Annotated in this window: 18 protein-coding genes; 5 read left to right on the top strand and 13 right to left on the bottom strand. The window is 38.2% G+C overall.

What is annotated here, in order from left to right; genetic code table 11:
- Positions 1–55 precede the first annotated feature (55 nt).
- Positions 56–2,881: an excinuclease ABC subunit UvrA gene (gene uvrA, locus H5118_RS05855; protein WP_182692803.1), complete on the top strand. Its 2,826-nt coding sequence runs from the start codon at positions 56–58 to the stop codon at positions 2,879–2,881.
- A gap of 204 nt (positions 2,882–3,085) precedes the next feature.
- On the opposite strand, the gene H5118_RS05860 is transcribed toward uvrA, so the two are convergent.
- A complete protein-coding gene (locus H5118_RS05860) occupies positions 3,086–5,227 on the bottom strand; it encodes a transcriptional regulator (RefSeq protein WP_182748140.1) in 2,142 nt (713 codons plus the stop codon).
- Between the two features lie 282 nt (positions 5,228–5,509).
- Here H5118_RS05860 and H5118_RS05865 point away from each other — a divergent pair, with 282 nt between their 5' ends.
- A complete protein-coding gene (locus H5118_RS05865; protein WP_024595272.1) occupies positions 5,510–5,875 on the top strand; it encodes a hypothetical protein in 366 nt (121 codons plus the stop codon).
- Positions 5,876–5,911: 36 nt separating this feature from the next.
- Entirely contained in the window at positions 5,912–6,832 is a 921-nt protein-coding gene (locus H5118_RS05870; RefSeq protein WP_182712146.1) for a TraB/GumN family protein, read from the top strand.
- 114 nt (positions 6,833–6,946) lie between these two features.
- Here H5118_RS05870 and trpS read toward each other — a convergent pair whose 3' ends face one another.
- The 3 genes from trpS to rpe are packed head-to-tail and all read right to left on the bottom strand — an operon-like array spanning position 6,947 to position 9,332.
- A complete protein-coding gene (gene trpS / locus H5118_RS05875) occupies positions 6,947–7,951 on the bottom strand; it encodes a tryptophan--tRNA ligase (RefSeq protein WP_002958388.1) in 1,005 nt (334 codons plus the stop codon).
- Between the two features lie 32 nt (positions 7,952–7,983).
- Complete coding sequence (locus H5118_RS05880) at positions 7,984–8,649, bottom strand: phosphoglycolate phosphatase (protein ID WP_182748141.1); 666 nt, start codon at positions 8,647–8,649, stop codon at positions 7,984–7,986.
- Positions 8,649–9,332: a ribulose-phosphate 3-epimerase gene (gene rpe / locus H5118_RS05885; protein WP_002958386.1), complete on the bottom strand. Its 684-nt coding sequence runs from the start codon at positions 9,330–9,332 to the stop codon at positions 8,649–8,651. The genes H5118_RS05880 and rpe overlap by 1 nt, the downstream gene beginning before the upstream one ends.
- Positions 9,333–9,493: 161 nt before the next feature.
- Here rpe and H5118_RS05890 point away from each other — a divergent pair, with 161 nt between their 5' ends.
- Positions 9,494–9,790 carry a hypothetical protein gene (locus H5118_RS05890; protein ID WP_182748142.1) on the top strand — a complete coding sequence of 99 codons (297 nt, stop codon included), beginning with the start codon at positions 9,494–9,496 and terminating at the stop codon, positions 9,788–9,790.
- Positions 9,791–9,793: 3 nt separating this feature from the next.
- A complete protein-coding gene (locus H5118_RS05895) occupies positions 9,794–9,979 on the top strand; it encodes a DUF2970 domain-containing protein (RefSeq protein WP_002958384.1) in 186 nt (61 codons plus the stop codon).
- On the opposite strand, the gene H5118_RS05900 is transcribed toward H5118_RS05895, so the two are convergent.
- From H5118_RS05900 to H5118_RS05940, 9 genes are all read right to left on the bottom strand, one after another.
- Positions 9,936–10,793 (bottom strand): Dam family site-specific DNA-(adenine-N6)-methyltransferase, encoded by an 858-nt coding sequence (locus H5118_RS05900; protein ID WP_002958383.1) that lies wholly within the window; start codon positions 10,791–10,793, stop codon positions 9,936–9,938. The genes H5118_RS05895 and H5118_RS05900 overlap by 44 nt on opposite strands.
- A 53-nt stretch (positions 10,794–10,846) precedes the next feature.
- The gene (locus H5118_RS05905; protein ID WP_182748143.1) at positions 10,847–12,199 is read right to left on the bottom strand and encodes an SPOR domain-containing protein; all 1,353 of its coding nucleotides are present in this window, start codon (positions 12,197–12,199) and stop codon (positions 10,847–10,849) included.
- The gene (gene aroB, locus H5118_RS05910) at positions 12,200–13,270 is read right to left on the bottom strand and encodes a 3-dehydroquinate synthase (protein ID WP_182748145.1); all 1,071 of its coding nucleotides are present in this window, start codon (positions 13,268–13,270) and stop codon (positions 12,200–12,202) included. It abuts the gene before it with no gap.
- A gap of 27 nt (positions 13,271–13,297) precedes the next feature.
- Positions 13,298–13,816 carry a shikimate kinase AroK gene (gene aroK / locus H5118_RS05915; RefSeq protein WP_004589350.1) on the bottom strand — a complete coding sequence of 173 codons (519 nt, stop codon included), beginning with the start codon at positions 13,814–13,816 and terminating at the stop codon, positions 13,298–13,300.
- A 184-nt stretch (positions 13,817–14,000) separates the two neighbouring features.
- The gene (locus H5118_RS05920) at positions 14,001–16,106 is read right to left on the bottom strand and encodes a type IV pilus secretin PilQ (protein ID WP_182748147.1); all 2,106 of its coding nucleotides are present in this window, start codon (positions 16,104–16,106) and stop codon (positions 14,001–14,003) included.
- On the bottom strand, positions 16,093–16,632 hold the full coding sequence (locus H5118_RS05925) for a pilus assembly protein PilP (protein ID WP_182748149.1): 540 nt from the start codon (positions 16,630–16,632) through the stop codon (positions 16,093–16,095). Before H5118_RS05925 ends, H5118_RS05920 begins: the two co-directional genes overlap by 14 nt.
- On the bottom strand, positions 16,629–17,234 hold the full coding sequence (locus tag H5118_RS05930; protein ID WP_024596028.1) for a type 4a pilus biogenesis protein PilO: 606 nt from the start codon (positions 17,232–17,234) through the stop codon (positions 16,629–16,631). Before H5118_RS05930 ends, H5118_RS05925 begins: the two co-directional genes overlap by 4 nt.
- On the bottom strand, positions 17,224–17,796 hold the full coding sequence (locus tag H5118_RS05935) for a PilN domain-containing protein (RefSeq protein ID WP_002958376.1): 573 nt from the start codon (positions 17,794–17,796) through the stop codon (positions 17,224–17,226). The genes H5118_RS05930 and H5118_RS05935 overlap by 11 nt, the downstream gene beginning before the upstream one ends.
- Positions 17,784–18,863, bottom strand: coding sequence for a pilus assembly protein PilM (locus H5118_RS05940; RefSeq protein ID WP_024596029.1), 1,080 nt, complete (start codon positions 18,861–18,863; stop codon positions 17,784–17,786). Before H5118_RS05940 ends, H5118_RS05935 begins: the two co-directional genes overlap by 13 nt.
- Positions 18,864–18,884 lie beyond the last annotated feature (21 nt).

Consider the following 18,884-nt stretch of genomic DNA (forward strand, 5'->3'; position numbering starts at 1 on the left):
ATTGCTTCGTATTATGCGATACTGAGTAAATAATTTTGGTAACAAACGAGATAGCATGGAAAACATTGAAGTCCGAGGCGCCCGAACGCACAATTTAAAAGACATCAGCCTAACCATCCCACGTGATAAATTAATAGTTATTACGGGTCTATCTGGTTCGGGGAAGTCATCACTTGCATTTGATACGCTTTATGCAGAAGGACAACGGCGATATGTTGAATCACTCTCTGCGTACGCAAGACAATTTTTATCGCTCATGGAAAAGCCTGATGTGGATCACATCGAAGGCCTCTCTCCTGCCATTTCTATTGAGCAAAAGTCAACGTCTCATAACCCGCGTTCAACCGTAGGTACTATTACCGAAATTTACGATTATTTACGACTTATGTTTGCCCGCGTTGGCGAACCACGATGTCCTACACATGATTTACCACTTGCTGCGCAAACCGTTAGCCAAATGGTAGATACTGTTTTGGCTCTACCTGAGGGCAGTAAATTAATGCTGCTTGCGCCAATAGTAAAAGAGCGTAAAGGTGAGCATGTTAAGTTATTAGAACAGCTATCTAGCCAAGGTTACATTCGCGCCCGTATAGACGGTGAAGTATGTGACTTGTCTGATCCACCAACGCTTGAGCTTCATAAAAAACATACAATAGAAGTTGTAGTAGACAGATTTAAAGTAAAAGATGGCTTACAACAACGCTTAGCAGAATCGTTCGAAACTGCACTTGAAATGTCTAATGGTGTTGCACATGTAGCATACATGGACGATAGTAGCGCTGAAGAGATTCTATTTTCAGCAAATTTTGCCTGCCCTACTTGTGGCTATGCAATGACTGAACTTGAGCCGCGTTTGTTTTCGTTTAATAACCCAGCTGGTGCTTGTCAAACCTGTGATGGCTTAGGTATACGTCAATATTTTGATCCTAATCGCGTAGTGCATAACCCAGAGTTAAGCCTTGCTGGCGGTGCAATTAAAGGCTGGGATAAACGCAGCTTTTATTACTATCAAATGCTGCAAGCGGTTGCAGATCATTACAATTTTGATTTAGACGTGCCTTATCAAGATTTAGACAGCGACTCGAAAAAAATTATTTTAGATGGCTCTGGTAGCACTAAGATTGCGTTTAATTACCGTAACGACCGTGGCGATTTAATTACGCGTAACCATGAGTTTGAAGGCGTTTTAAACAACATGAATCGCCGCTACCGCGAGACCGAGTCAAACTCTGTACGCGAAGAACTTGCTAAATACCAAACAAGCCAAGCGTGTCCTAGCTGTCATGGCTCGCGCTTACGCGAAGAATCTCGAAATGTATTTATTGGACAAACCAACTTACCTGCAATCACATGCATGAGTATTGGTGAAGCCATGGAATTTTTTGAAGGTTTAGAGTTAACCGGACAAAAAGGCCAAATAGCTGAAAAAATATTAAAAGAAATTCGCGACCGCTTATCGTTTTTAATTAACGTTGGCCTAAATTATTTATCACTTGAACGTAGCGCCGATACATTATCAGGTGGTGAGGCTCAACGTATCCGCTTAGCCAGTCAAATTGGTGCCGGTCTTGTAGGTGTAATGTACGTACTAGATGAGCCATCTATTGGATTACATCAACGCGATAACGACCGTTTATTACAAACATTGGTCCATTTGCGCGACTTAGGTAACACCGTTATTGTGGTAGAGCACGATGAAGATGCTATTCGTGCTGCAGATCATATTATTGATATTGGCCCAGGTGCGGGTGTTCATGGTGGGCATATTATTGCTCAAGGTACGCGCGACGATATTTTAGCAAGCAAAGAGTCTGTTACGGGCCAATTTTTATCAGGCGTACGTAAAATAGAAATACCAAAAGAGCGTCACCCAACGAACGACAAATGGCTAGAGCTATTTGGCGCAACGGGTAATAACCTTAAAAATGTGGATTTAAAAATCCCATTTGGTTTAATGACCTGTGTGACAGGTGTATCGGGCTCAGGTAAATCAACGCTAATAAACGATACTTTATTTAAACTTGCTCATACAGAGCTAAATGGCGCAACCACTGCCGAAGCGGCACCGTATAAATCAATTAGCGGTTTAGATCATTTTGATAAAGTGATCGATATTGATCAAAGCCCAATTGGTCGTACTCCTCGTTCAAATCCGGCAACCTACACAGGTATATTTACCGGTATTCGTGAGTTATTTGCAGGCACACAAGAAGCGCGCTCACGTGGCTACAAAGTAGGTCGCTTTAGCTTTAACGTTAAAGGCGGACGCTGTGAAGCGTGCCAAGGTGACGGCTTAATTAAAGTTGAAATGCACTTTTTACCTGATGTGTATGTACCGTGTGATGTATGTAAGAGCAAACGCTATAACCGCGAAACGCTCGAAGTCCAATACAAAGGTAAAAACATACACCAAGTACTTGAGATGACTGTTGAAGACGCGCATGAGTATTTTGACAAAATACCGGCTATTGCCCGTAAACTTAAAACGCTGATGGACGTCGGTTTATCGTATGTTCGTTTAGGACAAGCCGCTACCACGCTTTCAGGTGGTGAGGCGCAACGTGTAAAACTAGCACGCGAGCTATCAAAGCGTGATACTGGTAAAACACTCTACATATTAGATGAGCCTACAACAGGCTTACACTTTGCTGATATTGAACAGCTGCTTGTTGTATTACATCGCCTGCGCGATCACGGTAACACCATTGTGGTTATTGAGCACAACCTCGATGTTATTAAAACAGCAGATTGGGTTATTGATTTAGGACCTGAAGGCGGAGCTGGCGGCGGTGAAATACTCATTGCAGGTACACCAGAAGAAGTGGCCGAATGTGAGCGTTCACATACTGGGCATTACTTAAAACCTCTATTAAATAAATAGAGGTTCAGTTGTGACAAATTAATCGGCTTTGAGGTTATTTAACTGTCGAGATTACACTTAATTAAAAATGGCGAGAAGATTCACTTCTCGCTATTTTTTGGCTCTAATTTTTCTTTTATCAACATAACAATCGAAAATGTTATTAAAGAAAAGCAACATACTGCTGCAAATTTAACCTTGAAAGATCAACAGACCCTAGTGACCCTAGTTATTCCAACTTATCTGTATTATTTGCATGTCTTTATATTTTGATTCTGTAAAGAAAATTTGATTGTTATCACTAATAAAAAATGCGATGGGTTTAAAATCCACGTGCACATCTTTTACTGTCTTATCTTCTAAATTAAGCCGAGCAACTCTTGAAATCGCATCAGAGTAGTAAAGGTAATTACCATTAATAGCAAAAAGTTGTGCTTGTCGCGCGTCTTTGGGTAATTCCCAACTCTGTTTATTTGATAGTTTAATTAACTGATTATTAGTAATTGCATAATTAGTACCGTCAGCGCCTGAAATTAATTTGTTGGCTTTAATATCCTCTAATATAGTTGTGTCTCGCGTTAATAAATTAAACTGAGCAAATAGGTTTTCTGAACCACTTCGCTCTAAATAAATTATACTTTCATTATCTTTAGACCATACATAGTTTAGTATTTGTCGCCCTTTAAACTCAGCTATGGTATAGAGTTTGTTCGACATAACGTCAAAAAATGCAATATCGCTATTAACTCTTAATAAAACACGATCTTGCTTACTCGATACTCTTAGCCCGCCAATAGCAAAGGTAGATTTCCCTTCATAAGTAAAGTTACTAAGTTGCTTTGTAAGTCCATTTTGAGATAACCACAACTGACTGCTGCCAGAGCGCTCGGATACAAAAATATGCGCTGGTCCTTTCTCATTAATGACTTCTACAATGTGGTAGTCGTCTTCATCACTTTTGTAGAGTGCTTCATACTCAGGAACATCGCTAAAAAGATTAGTCGCTTTAATTAACGAAAATGCTTGTGTTTTATTTGCTGAGTAAAAGAGGCTATTAGCAGATTGAACTGCAATATAATAAGGTGAAATTGCTGGGGTAACCGTTAGTGTGCGTTTAATAATATTATTTTCATCAAACACAATGGTTGAAAGGTCAGAGGCTTCAAAAACAATCACGCCTTTATCGTCTGCAAGCCAGTCAAACGCGAAGCTAATTATGCTTTTCTTTGCTTTAAATAACCGGTTGGTTTCATGGGTCTCAAAGTTATAGCTAAATACAGAAAAAGGCTTACCCTTTTGACTAAGTATATATGCTATTTTATTACCTGAAGAAGATAAGCGCGGCATTATTACGCCATACATTACACCTGGTGGTGGAATAACAATGGACTCTTTTTGTAACTCTAAATCAAATTTATATAAACCTGAGCCATCTTGCTCATTTTTATATTCAGTGTAATAAATATATTCACTATTTTCGTCTACTTGTGCGTAGCCGGTGTATCTAAGGTCACACTTTTTAATTAATGTAGCCTCACCAACAATAGGAAACTGGCTTAAATCAACCAGTACCATTTCGCACTGCTGTTGTTTTAAGTTTGTAGCTTGTATAAGCACTGCGTGCTGATTTAACTGCCACGATAAAATAGATACTTGAAAGCCAGGATAGGTAATTTCAACCTCCCTTTGATCAGATAGTCGCTTTACAAATGCATGCATTACGTCATTTTCAGGTTCAACATTTGTATAAGCTAAATATTGTTTATCTGAGGACATCTCAGGGTGAACCTCACTGCCTATATTCCATGTGCTTGCTACCTTATTAACCGTGATCTGTTTAATCTTTTCGCTAGAAGGTGCATTAATAAAAAACAACCCAAACCATACTAAAGAGCACAGGCAAATAATGACGAGTAAAGAATAAATCAAAAAATTTTTACTATTCTTTTTTTGAACTGGTTGAGAAGTAGTTGCAGTAGCTATCTCTTCATTTTTGGCAGAAATACCCGGTGAGTCAGGCAAAATGTTTACAGGCTCTTTCAAAACGTTTGCTTGCGTTAAACGCTCAGGTATTACTGTTAGGCTATATCCTTTACGGTAATGCGTTTTTAAAAGCGGCGCTTTTTCAATTGGGTGGGCAAGCTGCTTTCTTAACTCTGAGATTGCACGGTTAATCGCATTATCATCAACAAAGCTCTGTTGCCACACACTCTCAATAAGCTCTTGGCGGGAAACAATTTGTTGAGGCTTGTCTATAAAGTGAAGTAATAGCTTTACTAAAAGTGGATCTAATTCCCTTTCTAAATGGTTTGAAGTAATCACACAGCGATTACTAATAAATTGCCAAGGTCCGATTTGATAATTCATAGTTTTTACGTATTTTTATTTTTATAAACCGTATCACATCTACACTTTCTTTTATAGAAAAAGCATTTTAAACCTTATATTAGCATTATAAGGTTTAAGGCTAACCCTCTAAATTAAAACAATTATTTAATTTAAAAACCTTATCTATTAATTGCTCATAACTAGATAAGCGACTCTCAATAAATTCAGCGATATTCTTTAAACCGTCATCAACAAGCAGCTTAGTAAAAAATCATTTGTGATTCTAAATTGGCTGCAATTAAAAATATAAAAGGTTTAATTATGAATAGCACAATGAAAAAAGTACTACCGGCTTTACTACTAGCAACTGCTTTTAATACAACTTCAGTTATTGCAGCTGACGTTAAACAACACACCGTTCAAAGTAATTTTAATCAATGCATAATTGGTGAAAGTATAGAGGCGATTAACCCAGCTAATAAAAAGCAGCAAGAAACAAACAACATAGACGCCACTGAGTCTTTAAAAAGTAATGTTGATACACAAACGTTACTTTCTTCGATAGATGAAAAAATATCAGCTGAGCTTGACTCTTCAATGAGCAAAATAAACTCGCAAATTGATAAAAACCTTTCAAAGTTAACATCCTCAATCACTGCATATTTCAGCACTGTGTTATCGAACTAAAAACAATAAAATTAAAAGTTACATAAAGGAATTATCATGAAAAAATTCACAAAAAAATTAGTATCTGCCAGCGTATTACTTAGCTGTAGTCTTTTAGCAAATACAGCACAGGCCCAAAGCTCTGTATGGCAAGTAAGCAATGGTAATGACTCACTATTTATTGGCGGTACAGTTCACATACTACCTAAAGCTGAAATGCCACTACCCGCTGAGTTTAACCATGCTTATGAACAAGCGGATACAATTATTTTAGAAGCACCGATAACTGACCCAGCCGACACTAATGCGCAAATGCAAATGTTAGGCGCACTATCGTATACAAATAACGAAACGTTAAGTCAAAAACTAGAACCCGAGATTAAGGCATCACTTGAAAATAAGCTTAACGAGTTTGGCGCTAATCTCGCTAAGTTAGATGGCTTTCGCCCTGCTATGGTTGGTATTGTTTTAATGTCGATGGAGCTTCAAAAGCAAAATTTAATGGGTGAAGGTGTTGATGCTTATTTTACTAAAAAAGCGACTGAAGATAACAAAACAAAAAATTACTTAGAAACAATGGAATTTCAGTTAGAGCTTTTTAAAAAAATGGGTCAAGGCAACGAAAACGACTTCATTAAACATAACTTAGCCGAGCTGCACAACTATGGCGATATGTTTAAAGGACTATTAGCTGCCTGGCGCAAAGGTGATACAGACACCCTAAATAAAGTAGCACTTGAAGATATGCAGAAAAATGATCCGAATAGTTATAAACAACTCATTACAGATAGAAATAATGATTGGTTACCAAAAGTAGAAGCCATGTTTAACAACGATAAAAATGAGTTTGTACTTGTTGGAGTTGCCCATCTTGCAGGACAAGATAGTTTACTTACCTTACTTGAAAATAAGGGCTATAAAGTTTCTCTAGTTGATATTGATAGCACGGCAGATATAACAGTAAGAGGGGCTGAATAATGGATAAAACAGACAAACTAGCTATATCGCTACTGTTTCTATTTGGGTCCATCATGTTGATATGTGCTATATAAAAAATGCCGCTAACAAGCGGCATTTTTTATTTTAATAAACTTACCCGCGAGGAATAAAACCAAGCGCATCGTATACCGATTTCAATGTTTTCTCAGCACGTACACTTGCTTTTTCAGCACCTGACTTCATTATGCCATCAAGTAGGTTTTGATCTTCTCTGATCTCTTTAAAGCGTGCTTGAATTGGCTCAATCATATTTACAACTGCATCTGCTGTATCTTTCTTTAAATGGCCATACATTTTATCTTCATACTCAGGAACTAGGTCTTCAATTGAGCGCTTAGTTGCAACACTCAATAAAGTAAGCAAGTTTGATACGCCAGGCTTTTCTGTGCGATCAAAATAAATACGTGCTTGTTCATCTGAATCAGTTACTGCTTTTTTAAGCTTTTTCACAATTTGCTTAGGCTCATCTAATAACATGATGTAACCATTTGGGTTTTCGTCAGACTTAGACATTTTTTTAAGTGGATCTTGCAAGCTCATTACGCGTGCACCAAACTCAGGGATGTACGGCTCTGGTAATTTAAATACGTCGCCATATAAATTATTAAAGCGTGTGGCTATATCGCGAGTCAGCTCTAAGTGTTGCTTTTGATCATCCCCTACTGGTACTTGATCAGCTTGGTATAATAAAATATCTGCAGCTTGCAATACCGGATATGAAAATAAGCCCACGTTTACGTTATTTGCGTGCTTAGATGACTTGTCTTTAAACTGAGTCATTCGATTAAGCTCACCCATTTGCGCGTAACAATTTAATACCCACGCTAATTGTGCGTGCTCAGGTACTTGCGATTGTACAAATAACGCAGATTTTTCAGGATCAATGCCACATGCCGCGTAAAGAGCAATACCATCTAACACTCGAGAGCGCAGTAATTCAGGCTCTTGGCGAACCGTAATAGCGTGTAAGTCTACTAACATAAAGAAACTTTCGTGGTCTTCCTGTAACTTTAGCCACTGGTTAATAGCGCCAACATAGTTGCCTATTGTCATACCACCGGTTGGCTGAATGCCGCTTAAAACTACTGGTTTACTCATGATTTTCCTTTATTTTGCTTAATGAATAATATTTAACGCTGCGTTAGAACAGGTATTATATCTAAGAAGTTATCGCATAGGTACTGCGGATTATAATCCTCAAGACTTTCACCTTGGTTATAGCCATAACTAAGTGCAATTACGTCTATATTAGCGGCTTTAGCTGCAAGTATATCGCTTTTAGAATCACCTATCATTATTGCTTTATTAGGTTCCGCATTTAGTTTTTTGCAGGCAAATAGCAATGGTTCTGGCGATGGTTTTTTTGCCATATCGTCACCGCATACAACCACATCAAAATGACTCGTTAGTGCCAATTTTTCGAGTAATTTCTCTGTAAAAATTCGAGACTTATTAGTGATTAATGCTTTAGGCATACCGCGAAGTGCTGCAAGCCCTGTTTCTACATGTTGGTACAAAACACTATACTCACCAACTTGTTGTTCATAATACTTATAGAACTGTAATATTGCTTCGCCACTAAGTGACTCATCTAAATTTTCACTCACTTGCATATCGCCACTCAAAGCGCGTTTTACAAGGACTTCAACACCATTACCAACCCAACTTTCAACCAAGCGTTGACTAACAATAGGAAAAGCAAAATCGCTCAAGGTTAAATTAATAGCGATATACAAGTCGTAAACGCTATCAACCAAAGTACCATCTAAATCAAATAAGGCGACATCGTACTTCATTACTTAACACTTCCAAGCTGCTCACGCATTTGATCAATCACCACTTTGTAATCAGGTTGATTAAAAATAGCTGAGCCTGCAACAAACATATCAGCACCCGCTCGAGCCGCTGCTGCAATATTATCGACCTTAATACCACCATCAACCTCTAAGCGAATATCTCGGCCTGATTCAATAATACGCTGTTTGGCTTGGCGTAATTTTTCAAGCGTATGAGGGATAAAGCTTTGCCCGCCAAACCCAGGATTTACCGACATTAGTAAAATGGTATCTAGCTTATCAATAACATGATCTAAATAACTTAGGCTTGTTGCTGGGTTAAACACTAAGCCTGCTTTACAGCCGTGATCTTTAATTAACTGTATTGTACGATCGACGTGCTCACTGGCTTCAGGATGAAAAGTAATAATAGAAGCACCAGCCTCAGCAAATAAAGGTATTATGCTATCTACAGGCTTAACCATTAAATGTACGTCGATAGGAGCTGTAATACCGTAATCTCTTAGTGCTTTACACACCATAGGACCAATTGTGAGATTAGGTACATAGTGATTATCCATTACATCAAAGTGAACCACATCAGCACCCGCTTCGAGAACTTTATCAACATCTTCGCCTAGCTTTGCAAAATCAGCAGACAAAATAGAAGGGGCTATTAAATATTTTTGCTCTGGGTTAAACATGATTAACTCCATCAATAAATAGTGTATTGCGTTAATGTAACTTAATTGAAGATGTTACCCAAGTAATATGGCGTAATAGCCCCCATTTTAGGTAACTTTAAGTTTGATATTTAACCAATATTTGCTATGATTAAAAAAGTAACAAATTATTGGATTTCATCATGCGTGCTTTTAAAATTGGGATATTAATTGCGTCGGCATTACTGCTTATCGGGGCGTTTAGCTTTGGTTCAAGCTCTGAGCAAGAATTAAGCTCAGTGAGTAATTGTCATAATACACAAGTGGTAAGTGCTCAAAACACTTTAACTGCGTGTATTAAAGCTGAAGAAGAGTCATCATGGTTTTCGTGGTTAACTGGCGATAGCCGTAGTGCTCAGTTTCATTACCTTGATTTACTGGAACTACTTACTAGTTCTGAAGATTCTAAAAACAGTCCTTCTTTAAAACCTTTATTTTAAATAATGCTACAATTTTTTAGCGCGTTGCAAAGTGTGCTAGCTGCATTTTTTGGTGTTCAGTCTGAAAATAAACGCCAAGTCGATTTTAAACAACATTCCCCTTTATCCATCATTTTAATTGCGATTGTACTATTTGTTGCTTTTGTTATCGCAATTTACGCAGTGGTTGCTTGGGTGCTAAATACATAGCCATCAACTCGTCAACTTTATTTCTAGAGCCACCTTTGGGGCTAATAGTGCGCTTTACTTGAATTTGTTCAAGCGATGCTTGGCTATAAATTTTACGCGTCCACACGGTATCGTGGTTTGAAATAAGCACAGGTGTGTTATTTTCAAATGCGGCTTGTTCTGCCAAATTAGCTAAGTTAGCCTGATCATCTAAATTAAACCCCCCTTTTGCGTAAGACGTAAAAGAAGCCGTTTTACTTAATGGTACATAAGGTGGGTCGCAATAAATAACAGCATTGTTAGGCACTAACTTAAAAACGTCATCGTAATCTAAACAAGTGAACGTTGCTTTTTGTGCTTTTTCAGCAAAAAAATACATTTCTTTTTCAGGAAAGTAAGGCTTTTTATACTTACCAAAAGGCACATTAAAAATGCCTTTTAAATTATACCTACACAGTCCGTTGTAACCATGGCGGTTCATGTATAAAAACAAGATTGAGCGTTCGTATACATCACGGCTTTGATTAAACTGCACACGATATTCGTAATACGCATCTGCGTGATTATTCAAATCAACAAATAGCTTTTTAGCGTCACTAATAAGCTCATCTGGAGAGCTTTTAAGCTCTTTATATAAGTTAATTAAGTCTGCATTGATATCATTGAGGATATAGTGCTTAAAGTCACTATTTAAAAACACAGAGCCTGCACCAACAAAAGGTTCAACCAAAGTATCAGCATGCTTGCTAGCTTGGTTTAATCGCGCATTAATGTTTTCAACTAGGCTGTATTTTCCGCCGGCCCATTTAAGGAAGGCTCTACTTTTTTGCTGCATTGGCTCTTTACTTCAATCTGGTGTTGCGCGATTTTACACTAAAGCAGTGTGTTTTACTGATCAACGACTGCTATTTCTTGCTTTATTTTACTAATTTTTTTATAGAAAGGTTTATTTTTTCTAACCCCAGGGGGTAAAGTATCCATTGCTGATTTTGCCTCGTTTATACTCTCAAAGCTGCCAAATGTAACAACCCACCATATTTGATTATTTCGCTTCGTTTGGTAAGAATGTGCTTGCTGCTGTAGATTGAATTGAGCAATGAAATTATCGCGAACTTCCTGCTGAGTTACCGCTAATAATTGAATAACACTATTTGTATCTGCTTGCTGCATGTACCAAATATTATCTTGGCTTATCTGAGTTTGCTCTGCTGTATTTACTTTCTCTACTTTTAGAGCTTTAGATACAACTTCACCTGCTTCACTGCTTTTGTTTTTAACGCTATTATCAATAGCATTGTCTAATACCTTAACGGTATTTGCAGGTTCGGTAAGACTTTGCATGATAGCAGGCACATCATTAATGTGTACGCTCTCTGGCTCAATATCTGGCTCAACTACTTCAGGGTCATTTAAGGTAACTACTGACTCATTTTGCTTTATAACCGGCTCACTTACTTGCTCTACAGATGTTGCTGTATTTAGGACTTGCGCTTCTTCCTGCTGATAATATTGTTGCCACCACTGCGTCATATCAGACTTATAAAGCAGACCAATAATTAAAAGCATAATTAACAACATCAAAATCAATAAGTGCAATCGCCAAGATACTTTATCTTTAACGATAATATCGGCTATGTGCTCACTAGGTTGCCAAGCAAGCAATAAGCTGGGATTACCATGAGCCTCGGCTAAAAAAGTACTAAAAACAGGGTCTTCATCATAAGGTAAATCAGTAAAGTACCACTGCAATAACATCTTGCTTTCTCGAAGCGTCAGTGGCTCCAAGTAAATTTCGACAGCATCATTTAAAGCAAGTTTAGACTGTGATGCAATTATGATATACAACGTATTAGGGCTATTTTTAGAAAGCAGCTCAAGCTCAATTAGTATCTCTTCAGATAATTGCCTACCGCCATCAAGCACCCATAAACAAGGTCCGCACTGCTGTTGCTCAAGCAGCTGGTAATAGTTTTCAGGTAAACTTAAATTATGATCAACTAAAGGGGAATTAAAGCTTTGCTCTAATAAATCGCTCATTAACTGAGCGTCAGTCATTTGTGCACTTACTTGCACAAACGCTTTATTAAAGTCATTGTATTTATCTGTAATGAAGGTTTCGAGCATATAACTTTTACCTAGCCCCGATGTGCCAAGTAAAACTATTAAATTTTGTCCGTACTCAAATTGCAGTGCGATTCTATCCACCAAAGCCGCACGGCTTGGTAAAATTTGTGACTGCATTTACTGCTCGATTAAGTCTCTAACTTGGTCATCAGAAACATCATCAACTAATGCACACTGGCCAAATTGGGTAGGTAGAATAAAGCGTATAGTGCCTCTTTTATTCTTTTTGTCTTTACGCATATGCGTTAGGAACTGCTCACTAGTCATTTGCTTTGGAATTTCTGTTGGTAAATTATATAGCTCAAGCAGCTTAATAATTCGATCAACTTCACTTGCGCTTAAATCTTGGCGTGTCTTGGCAAGTTTAGCTGCTAATACCATGCCTGTTGCAACAGCTTCGCCATGTAACCAAACGCCGTAGCCCATTTCTGCCTCAATTGCATGGGCAAATGTATGACCTAAGTTTAATAAAGCACGTAAACCATGCTCTTTTTCATCTTGCGCAACTATAAGCGCTTTTATTTCACAACATCTAAAAATAATATGCTGTAAGCACGTTTCATCTAGTTGCTGCAAATTAGCTACGTTTCGCTCTAAGTATGCAAATAATTCGGTATCGTAAATCAGACCATACTTAATTACTTCAGCCATACCTGCTGCAAACTCTCTTGCTGGTAGGGTGTGTAATGTTTGTGTATCAATAAAAACCGCTTGAGGCTGATAAAATGCCCCTATCATATTTTTACCTAAAGGATGATTTACTGCCGTTTTACCACCTACCGATGAATCAACCTGTGAAAGCACTGTCGTTGGTATTTGAATAAACGGTACGCCGCGCTGATAACACGCTGCTACAAAACCAGTTAGATCACCTATAACACCGCCACCTAACGCAATTAAACACGTATCTCGGCCACAGTTATTTTGTAGTAAAAATGCTGATATTTTTTCAAACCATTCAAGTGATTTATATTGTTCACCGTCAGGAATAATAAAAGATAGCGGATTTTGATCTGCTAATGAGTCAAGTAACGCTTGTAAATATAAAGGCGCTATTGTGTCATTAGTAATGATGATAGGCCGACAATCACCAATGTGGTGAACCAGGCGGCCATTATCTTGAAGTGCAGATTCCCCAATATAAATAGGATAACTTCGCTCGTCCAAATTAACTGTTAATTTAAGCATGCTTAGTTATTTCCTTATTATTGGTTTTTAAAAATCTAATTTCTCGATGATTTGGTTAGCAACAACTTTAGCGCTTTGCTCATCGGTACGTACAACAAAATCGGCAACTTCTTTGTATAGGGGCTCGCGTTCTTCTGCTAAGCGCTCTAGTACGTTACGAGGTGCTTCTTCAGTTTGCAGTAATGGGCGACGCTTGTCGCGTTGCGTGCGTGCAACTTGCTTTTCTATAGGTGTCTCTAGGTATACAACTATACCTCGAGCCGAAAGCTTGTTTCGAACTTCTTTGCTCATTACTGAACCACCACCGGTAGCAAGTACAATACCTTGCATCTCGGTTAAATCGCCAATAACAGACTCTTCTCGAAGTCTAAAGCCTTCTTCACCTTCAAGATCGAATACCCATGCAATATCTGCACCTGTGCGGCGTTCGATTTCTTGATCAGAATCAACAAATTCAAGGTGTAATTGGTCAGCGATGTGACGACCAATCGTGCTTTTGCCAGCCCCCATGGGGCCAACTAGAAATATATTACGTTTCTCAGCCATATCTTTTAGTACAAACAAACTCTAAAATTTGAAATAAAACCCCGCCTAACGACCTGGCCCCAAAATTAAGGAGGGGATTATCTCAGTAATTGCAGGGGTATTTCAAGTCAATTAGAATAAAAAGCCATATAACGAGCAATTAATCTAAATAATCACCCGTTGGTTAACATAAAACCACTGTATTTTAATCAATTTGTATTTTCGGTGTCACGAAAATAAGTAATTCACGCTTTTCATTAAACTCACTTGTGGTTTTAAATAGTCTTCCTACGTAAGGAATGTCACCTAAAATTGGCACTTTACTCGTAGTATTAATGATTTGCTGTTGGAAAATACCACCGAGTACTACGGTTTGGCCATTCTCGACTAACACTTGTGTTTGAATTTCTTGAGTATCAATAGACACCGCTTCACCAGTACCTGTTTGTACAGTATCACCACGTGTATCTTGAGTAATAATTAAATCTAGAATTACTTTATTATCAGGTGTGATATGAGGTGTAACTTCTAAGCTCAGTACCGCTTTTTTAAAGCTTACGGTAGTAGCACCGCTTGAAGCTGACTCAGTATAAGGAATTTCAGTACCTTGCTCTATTCGGGCTTTTTGCTGATTAGCCGCTATTATACGTGGACTAGCAATAATCTCGCCTTTATTCTCTTCCTCAAGCGCACTTAGCTCTAAATCAATCAGCGTGCCGTTAGCCAGTTTTGCTATGTGTAAGCCAATGCTAGCCGCAGGGTTAGTGATAGGTAAATTTACATTTAATCGGTCTGAAATACTTGGTGCATCTGAAGTAGATGTCGCATTATAAATACCTTCTGCGCCTTCAAGAGAGCCTGAAATACCAACACTACTGCCTTGGTCACTAAAGCCCCAACGTACGCCTAAGTCTTCAGTAACGTTATCGCGCACAGTTACCATTCGAGATTCTATTACAACCTGCTGCACTGGAATATCAAGCGTTTCAATCATGCGGCGAATGTTTTCTATACTCTTAACAGTATCTTTTACTAACAAAGTATTTGTACGTTGATCAACAGATACACTACCACGGGCAGTTATAATACTGTTTGTATCTGTTTTTAATAGATCAGCAAAATTTTCGGCTTTAGCATAGTTTAATCGGATGTATTCACTATATAGAGGCTCTAAGTCTTCAACTTGCTGTTTAGCTTTTAAATCTTTGGCTTCACGTGCTGCAAGTTCTTCTGCAGGCGCTACCATTAATATAGAGCCATCCATGCGCTTATCTAGCCCTTTAATACGTAGTACTACGTCAAGCGCTTGATCCCACGGTACACCATCTAGGCGCAGCGTTATATTGCCCGTTACTGAATCACTGGTTACTAAGTTAAAGTCGTTGTAACCCGCGATAATTTGCAGTGCTGCACGCACAGAGATATCTTGAAAATTTAAGGTCATAGGGCGACCTTGATACTCAACACCACCATCTAAGTACGCATTTTGCGTTTCATCTTTTTCTACTGTCAACGTTAAAATATTATCTATTTGCTGATACGTAAACGTGAACTGAGCATTAGGTTCGATAACAACACGACTTAAACCATCTTCTTTAAAAGTCTCAATATTACTTACAACAGTTCCAAAATCTAATACATCTAATTCATAAAGTAGATCGTCTAAAATATCGGTGTGATGAAAGTCAGCGTAAATTTTCCCGCCACTTTCATGGACTTCAATTGCAGCTTGAGTGTCTTGTAAAAATACAAGTACTTTTGCTTCCCCCTTCTCACCACGTCTAAAATCAATTGACTGGATACGGTTAATGTAATTTCCACTTTCATCACCTGAGTCCATCACTACATCTTCATTTTCAGGTTCTGTAAGAGGGTTATCAGAGACACGTATCGATACTAAATTGTTATGAACTTCAGTCTCATAAATTTTTAATCTATCTAAGTTTACCGTTACCTTTAAACCACTGTTAGTTAAAACATTAGTAACACTGCTAATTCCAGCTTGATTAACTTCAACATCATTTAAACCAACTTCTAACTCTGCAGAATCAAAAAACATTTCGATTCGGGCTGGGCTATTAAACACTTGAACTTTTGGTTCAAAGGTTAACTCTTCATCAAAAACAAGCTGTAATTCAGTTTCGCCTTTAAGTAATGGATTATAACGAACATCATAAAGCAATGGCCCAGCTATGGCTGAGTTTACAGTGACTAAAGCAACAACAGCCAGTAATGTCCGTGAAATACGATGAAGCCAAAGTACATCCTTATGCATCCTATTTTTACCTTTTTTATTATTAATTTGCGCCATCTGTTGCCGCCTCTAACATTTCTAATTTCGTCAGGCGCTCTTTCCAACAGCCAGACCCATCAGGGATTAATTCCACTAATTCTATATAGTCGTTGCTTACTCTTTTTACTTTGCCATCATAACTTCCAAGATAATTCCCTACCGTTACGCGGTGCAAAGTGTCATCTGTTGCTGTAATTAATGCCCATATTTGTCCACTAGAGCCAATTGTGCCTTTCATTGCTAAATTATCTAGCGGGTATTTCTCTAACGGTTCGCGGCGACGCTCTTGATCTGGGTGCAAACAGTTTTTTACCTGCGTTAGTTTATTTTGAATAATCTCAGGCTGAGGCGCTACAAACGGGCTACGTAGCTGACCAGCACTGTACTCAAATATTTCAAACTTTGTCAGTTCAGGAATCGTCTCAACCTTTGGTGTGGTGCTTGCTTTTACCTGATCAATAAATTCTTTTTGCTCAGAAGTGTCATCATTACAACCAGCTAAAACAAATACTATAGCTAAAGGTACTACACGAAGGAGTTTCATTTTTTAACCCCTTCTTCATAACGATATGTTTTTGCAACAACACTGAATGTTAACTGTTTATCGCCCGATGATAAAATAGAAAAGTCATGTAAGCTTACAATTCGGGGTAACTGGGCCACTTTACCTACAAACTCACCAAACTCATGGTAGCTACCTATTACTTCGATTTTAATAGGCAGCTCGGTATAAAATTCTTTTTCAACTTCTGGCAGCCAACCTATTTTTAAAAAAGTCAGACCACTCGTTGTCCCAACATATGATAAATCATCAAGTAAACCAGGAGTTTCATTCGAAGTGGGTAGACGCTTTAATAGCTGTGAAAACTTATCTTCCATTTCAATCATTTGTTGACGATATATTTCAAGCTTGCTCGCTACTGCATACTTAGTTCGATAAGTTGTTCGTAGTTCAACTTCTTTTGCCACGGCACTATGGTAGCTGTCAATTTCATCAGAAACTAATAGGCTATAACTAAAAAACAATACAAGGCCCGCAACAAATGTGCAGCAAATTGCTTTAACAGCAATTGGCCAATCACCAATGTTATCAAGCTCTATTTCATTCCAATCGATTTCACTCAGTGCTTTAAAATCAAGGTTCATCGCTAACCTCACCAATTTTATCAAATGGTTTTACATAAAATTCCATATTAAAATCACTAAGTAAACGCGAAGATTGATCGCCTGCAACAATGCCCTGCATTGAAGGATTCTCTAGTAAATATGAGCTTTGTACTTGGCGGAGCATTGTTGATAGACGATTATTAGATTCACTACGTCCTAAAACATGTATTTGGCTGCCTTTGCGCTCCAGTTTTGTTAAATAAACACCACCTGGCACTATTTTGGCAACTTCATCCATTATTTGCGTACCCAAGTTACGGCTGCTTTGCAATTCTTCAATGAGCCTCATACGCTGTTGTAAATTTTCCTTTCTTTTATCTAAGCTTCGTATTTCACTTATTTTTTTATCTAGCATGCTAATTTCTGAGCTTAAATAATTATTCTTTAAGTTTTGACCGTCTTTTAAGGCACTATAAAAAGAGCTTAATAAATACATACTTGCAAAACAAAGTATAACGACACCAACAAGTATAGTTACAAATTTCTTTTTCGATTCTTCGCGTTGTGATTCACGCCAAGGCAGTAGATTTATATGTGGCATGTTGAAAAACTCCTTAATGCCAACCCTGTTGCAATTGCAAACTGCGTTTTGTGACGCTGCATTATATTACGGTCTACCTTTGGGGAAATTTCCATATTTACAAAAGGCTCTGCAACAACTGAGTGGATACCGAGTTCTTCAATAAGCAATCGGTCGATACCTTTTATCATCGATGTACCGCCCGTTAATACAATATAATCTATTTGCTCTTTACCACTGGTTGTTAAAAACATTTGCACAGCTCTGCGAACTTGTTGAAGTAACGAAGTTTGAAAAGGGGCTAATACTTCAAAGGTATAGTTTGGCGGTAAATCACCTGATGTTTTGCCTATTTCGGCTTCATCAAAGCCTTTATTATAATAAGCAACAATACTATTTGTATATTGATCGCCACCAAAAACTTGGTCACGGGTATAAATGGTTTCCCCAGCTTGCACAACACTCACAAGCATTAAAACTGCGCCAATATCGACCACAGCCACACACTTATTAAATGCATCGCTAGGTAATTGTTGATAGTAAACGTCCATAGCACGGCTCAATGCGTAGCTTTCTACATCTACTATTTTGGCCTCTAAATTTGCGGCTTCTAAAGCGCCCACCCGTGCTTCAACACTCTCAGTACGAGCAGCCGAAAGCAAAACATTCATTTTGCTAGGATCGGCCTCATTCGTCGAAAGCTTCTCAAAATCGAGGCTCACTTCATCAAGTGGGTAAGGGATTAAACTATCAGCTTCAATTTCAATTTGCGATTCAAGTTCAGCATCTGTTAACGATACATCCATGAAGATCACTTTTGTAATAACTGTTTGGCCAGAAACAGCCACTGCAGCAGATTTTAACGACTTCGGTAATTTTTTTCTTAATTTTGTAATAACGTTACCAATCGCTTCAATATCTTGGATTGTGCGCTCACTCATCGCACCTTTTGGCATCGGCTCAATTGCAAGTGCTTCTAGTCGAAATCCAGTTTCAATTTCACGTAAAAGCACCGCTTTGATAGAGTGCGATCCAATATCAATTCCTACCATCATCGGGGACGGTTTTTGAAATAGTTGACTTAGCATGTTTCAACTTGGCCTTTGTTT

It is taken from the genome of Pseudoalteromonas sp. SR41-1 (assembly GCF_014164015.1).
Taxonomy (GTDB): Bacteria; Pseudomonadota; Gammaproteobacteria; order Enterobacterales; family Alteromonadaceae; genus Pseudoalteromonas; species Pseudoalteromonas distincta.

Excerpts from the sequence above, each read along its gene's own strand:
- uvrA (WP_182692803.1), top strand. The coding sequence starts at position 56 with ATGGAAAACATTGAAGTCCGAGGCGCCCGAACGCACAATTTAAAAGAC.
- H5118_RS05860 (WP_182748140.1), bottom strand. The coding sequence starts at position 5,227 with ATGAATTATCAAATCGGACCTTGGCAATTTATTAGTAATCGCTGTGTG.
- H5118_RS05865 (WP_024595272.1), top strand. The coding sequence starts at position 5,510 with ATGAATAGCACAATGAAAAAAGTACTACCGGCTTTACTACTAGCAACT.
- H5118_RS05870 (WP_182712146.1), top strand. The coding sequence starts at position 5,912 with ATGAAAAAATTCACAAAAAAATTAGTATCTGCCAGCGTATTACTTAGC.
- trpS (WP_002958388.1), bottom strand. The coding sequence starts at position 7,951 with ATGAGTAAACCAGTAGTTTTAAGCGGCATTCAGCCAACCGGTGGTATG.
- H5118_RS05880 (WP_182748141.1), bottom strand. The coding sequence starts at position 8,649 with ATGAAGTACGATGTCGCCTTATTTGATTTAGATGGTACTTTGGTTGAT.
- rpe (WP_002958386.1), bottom strand. The coding sequence starts at position 9,332 with ATGTTTAACCCAGAGCAAAAATATTTAATAGCCCCTTCTATTTTGTCT.
- H5118_RS05890 (WP_182748142.1), top strand. The coding sequence starts at position 9,494 with ATGCGTGCTTTTAAAATTGGGATATTAATTGCGTCGGCATTACTGCTT.
- H5118_RS05895 (WP_002958384.1), top strand. The coding sequence starts at position 9,794 with ATGCTACAATTTTTTAGCGCGTTGCAAAGTGTGCTAGCTGCATTTTTT.
- H5118_RS05900 (WP_002958383.1), bottom strand. The coding sequence starts at position 10,793 with ATGCAGCAAAAAAGTAGAGCCTTCCTTAAATGGGCCGGCGGAAAATAC.
- H5118_RS05905 (WP_182748143.1), bottom strand. The coding sequence starts at position 12,199 with ATGCAGTCACAAATTTTACCAAGCCGTGCGGCTTTGGTGGATAGAATC.
- aroB (WP_182748145.1), bottom strand. The coding sequence starts at position 13,270 with ATGCTTAAATTAACAGTTAATTTGGACGAGCGAAGTTATCCTATTTAT.
- aroK (WP_004589350.1), bottom strand. The coding sequence starts at position 13,816 with ATGGCTGAGAAACGTAATATATTTCTAGTTGGCCCCATGGGGGCTGGC.
- H5118_RS05920 (WP_182748147.1), bottom strand. The coding sequence starts at position 16,106 with ATGGCGCAAATTAATAATAAAAAAGGTAAAAATAGGATGCATAAGGAT.
- H5118_RS05925 (WP_182748149.1), bottom strand. The coding sequence starts at position 16,632 with ATGAAACTCCTTCGTGTAGTACCTTTAGCTATAGTATTTGTTTTAGCT.
- H5118_RS05930 (WP_024596028.1), bottom strand. The coding sequence starts at position 17,234 with ATGAACCTTGATTTTAAAGCACTGAGTGAAATCGATTGGAATGAAATA.
- H5118_RS05935 (WP_002958376.1), bottom strand. The coding sequence starts at position 17,796 with ATGCCACATATAAATCTACTGCCTTGGCGTGAATCACAACGCGAAGAA.
- H5118_RS05940 (WP_024596029.1), bottom strand. The coding sequence starts at position 18,863 with ATGCTAAGTCAACTATTTCAAAAACCGTCCCCGATGATGGTAGGAATT.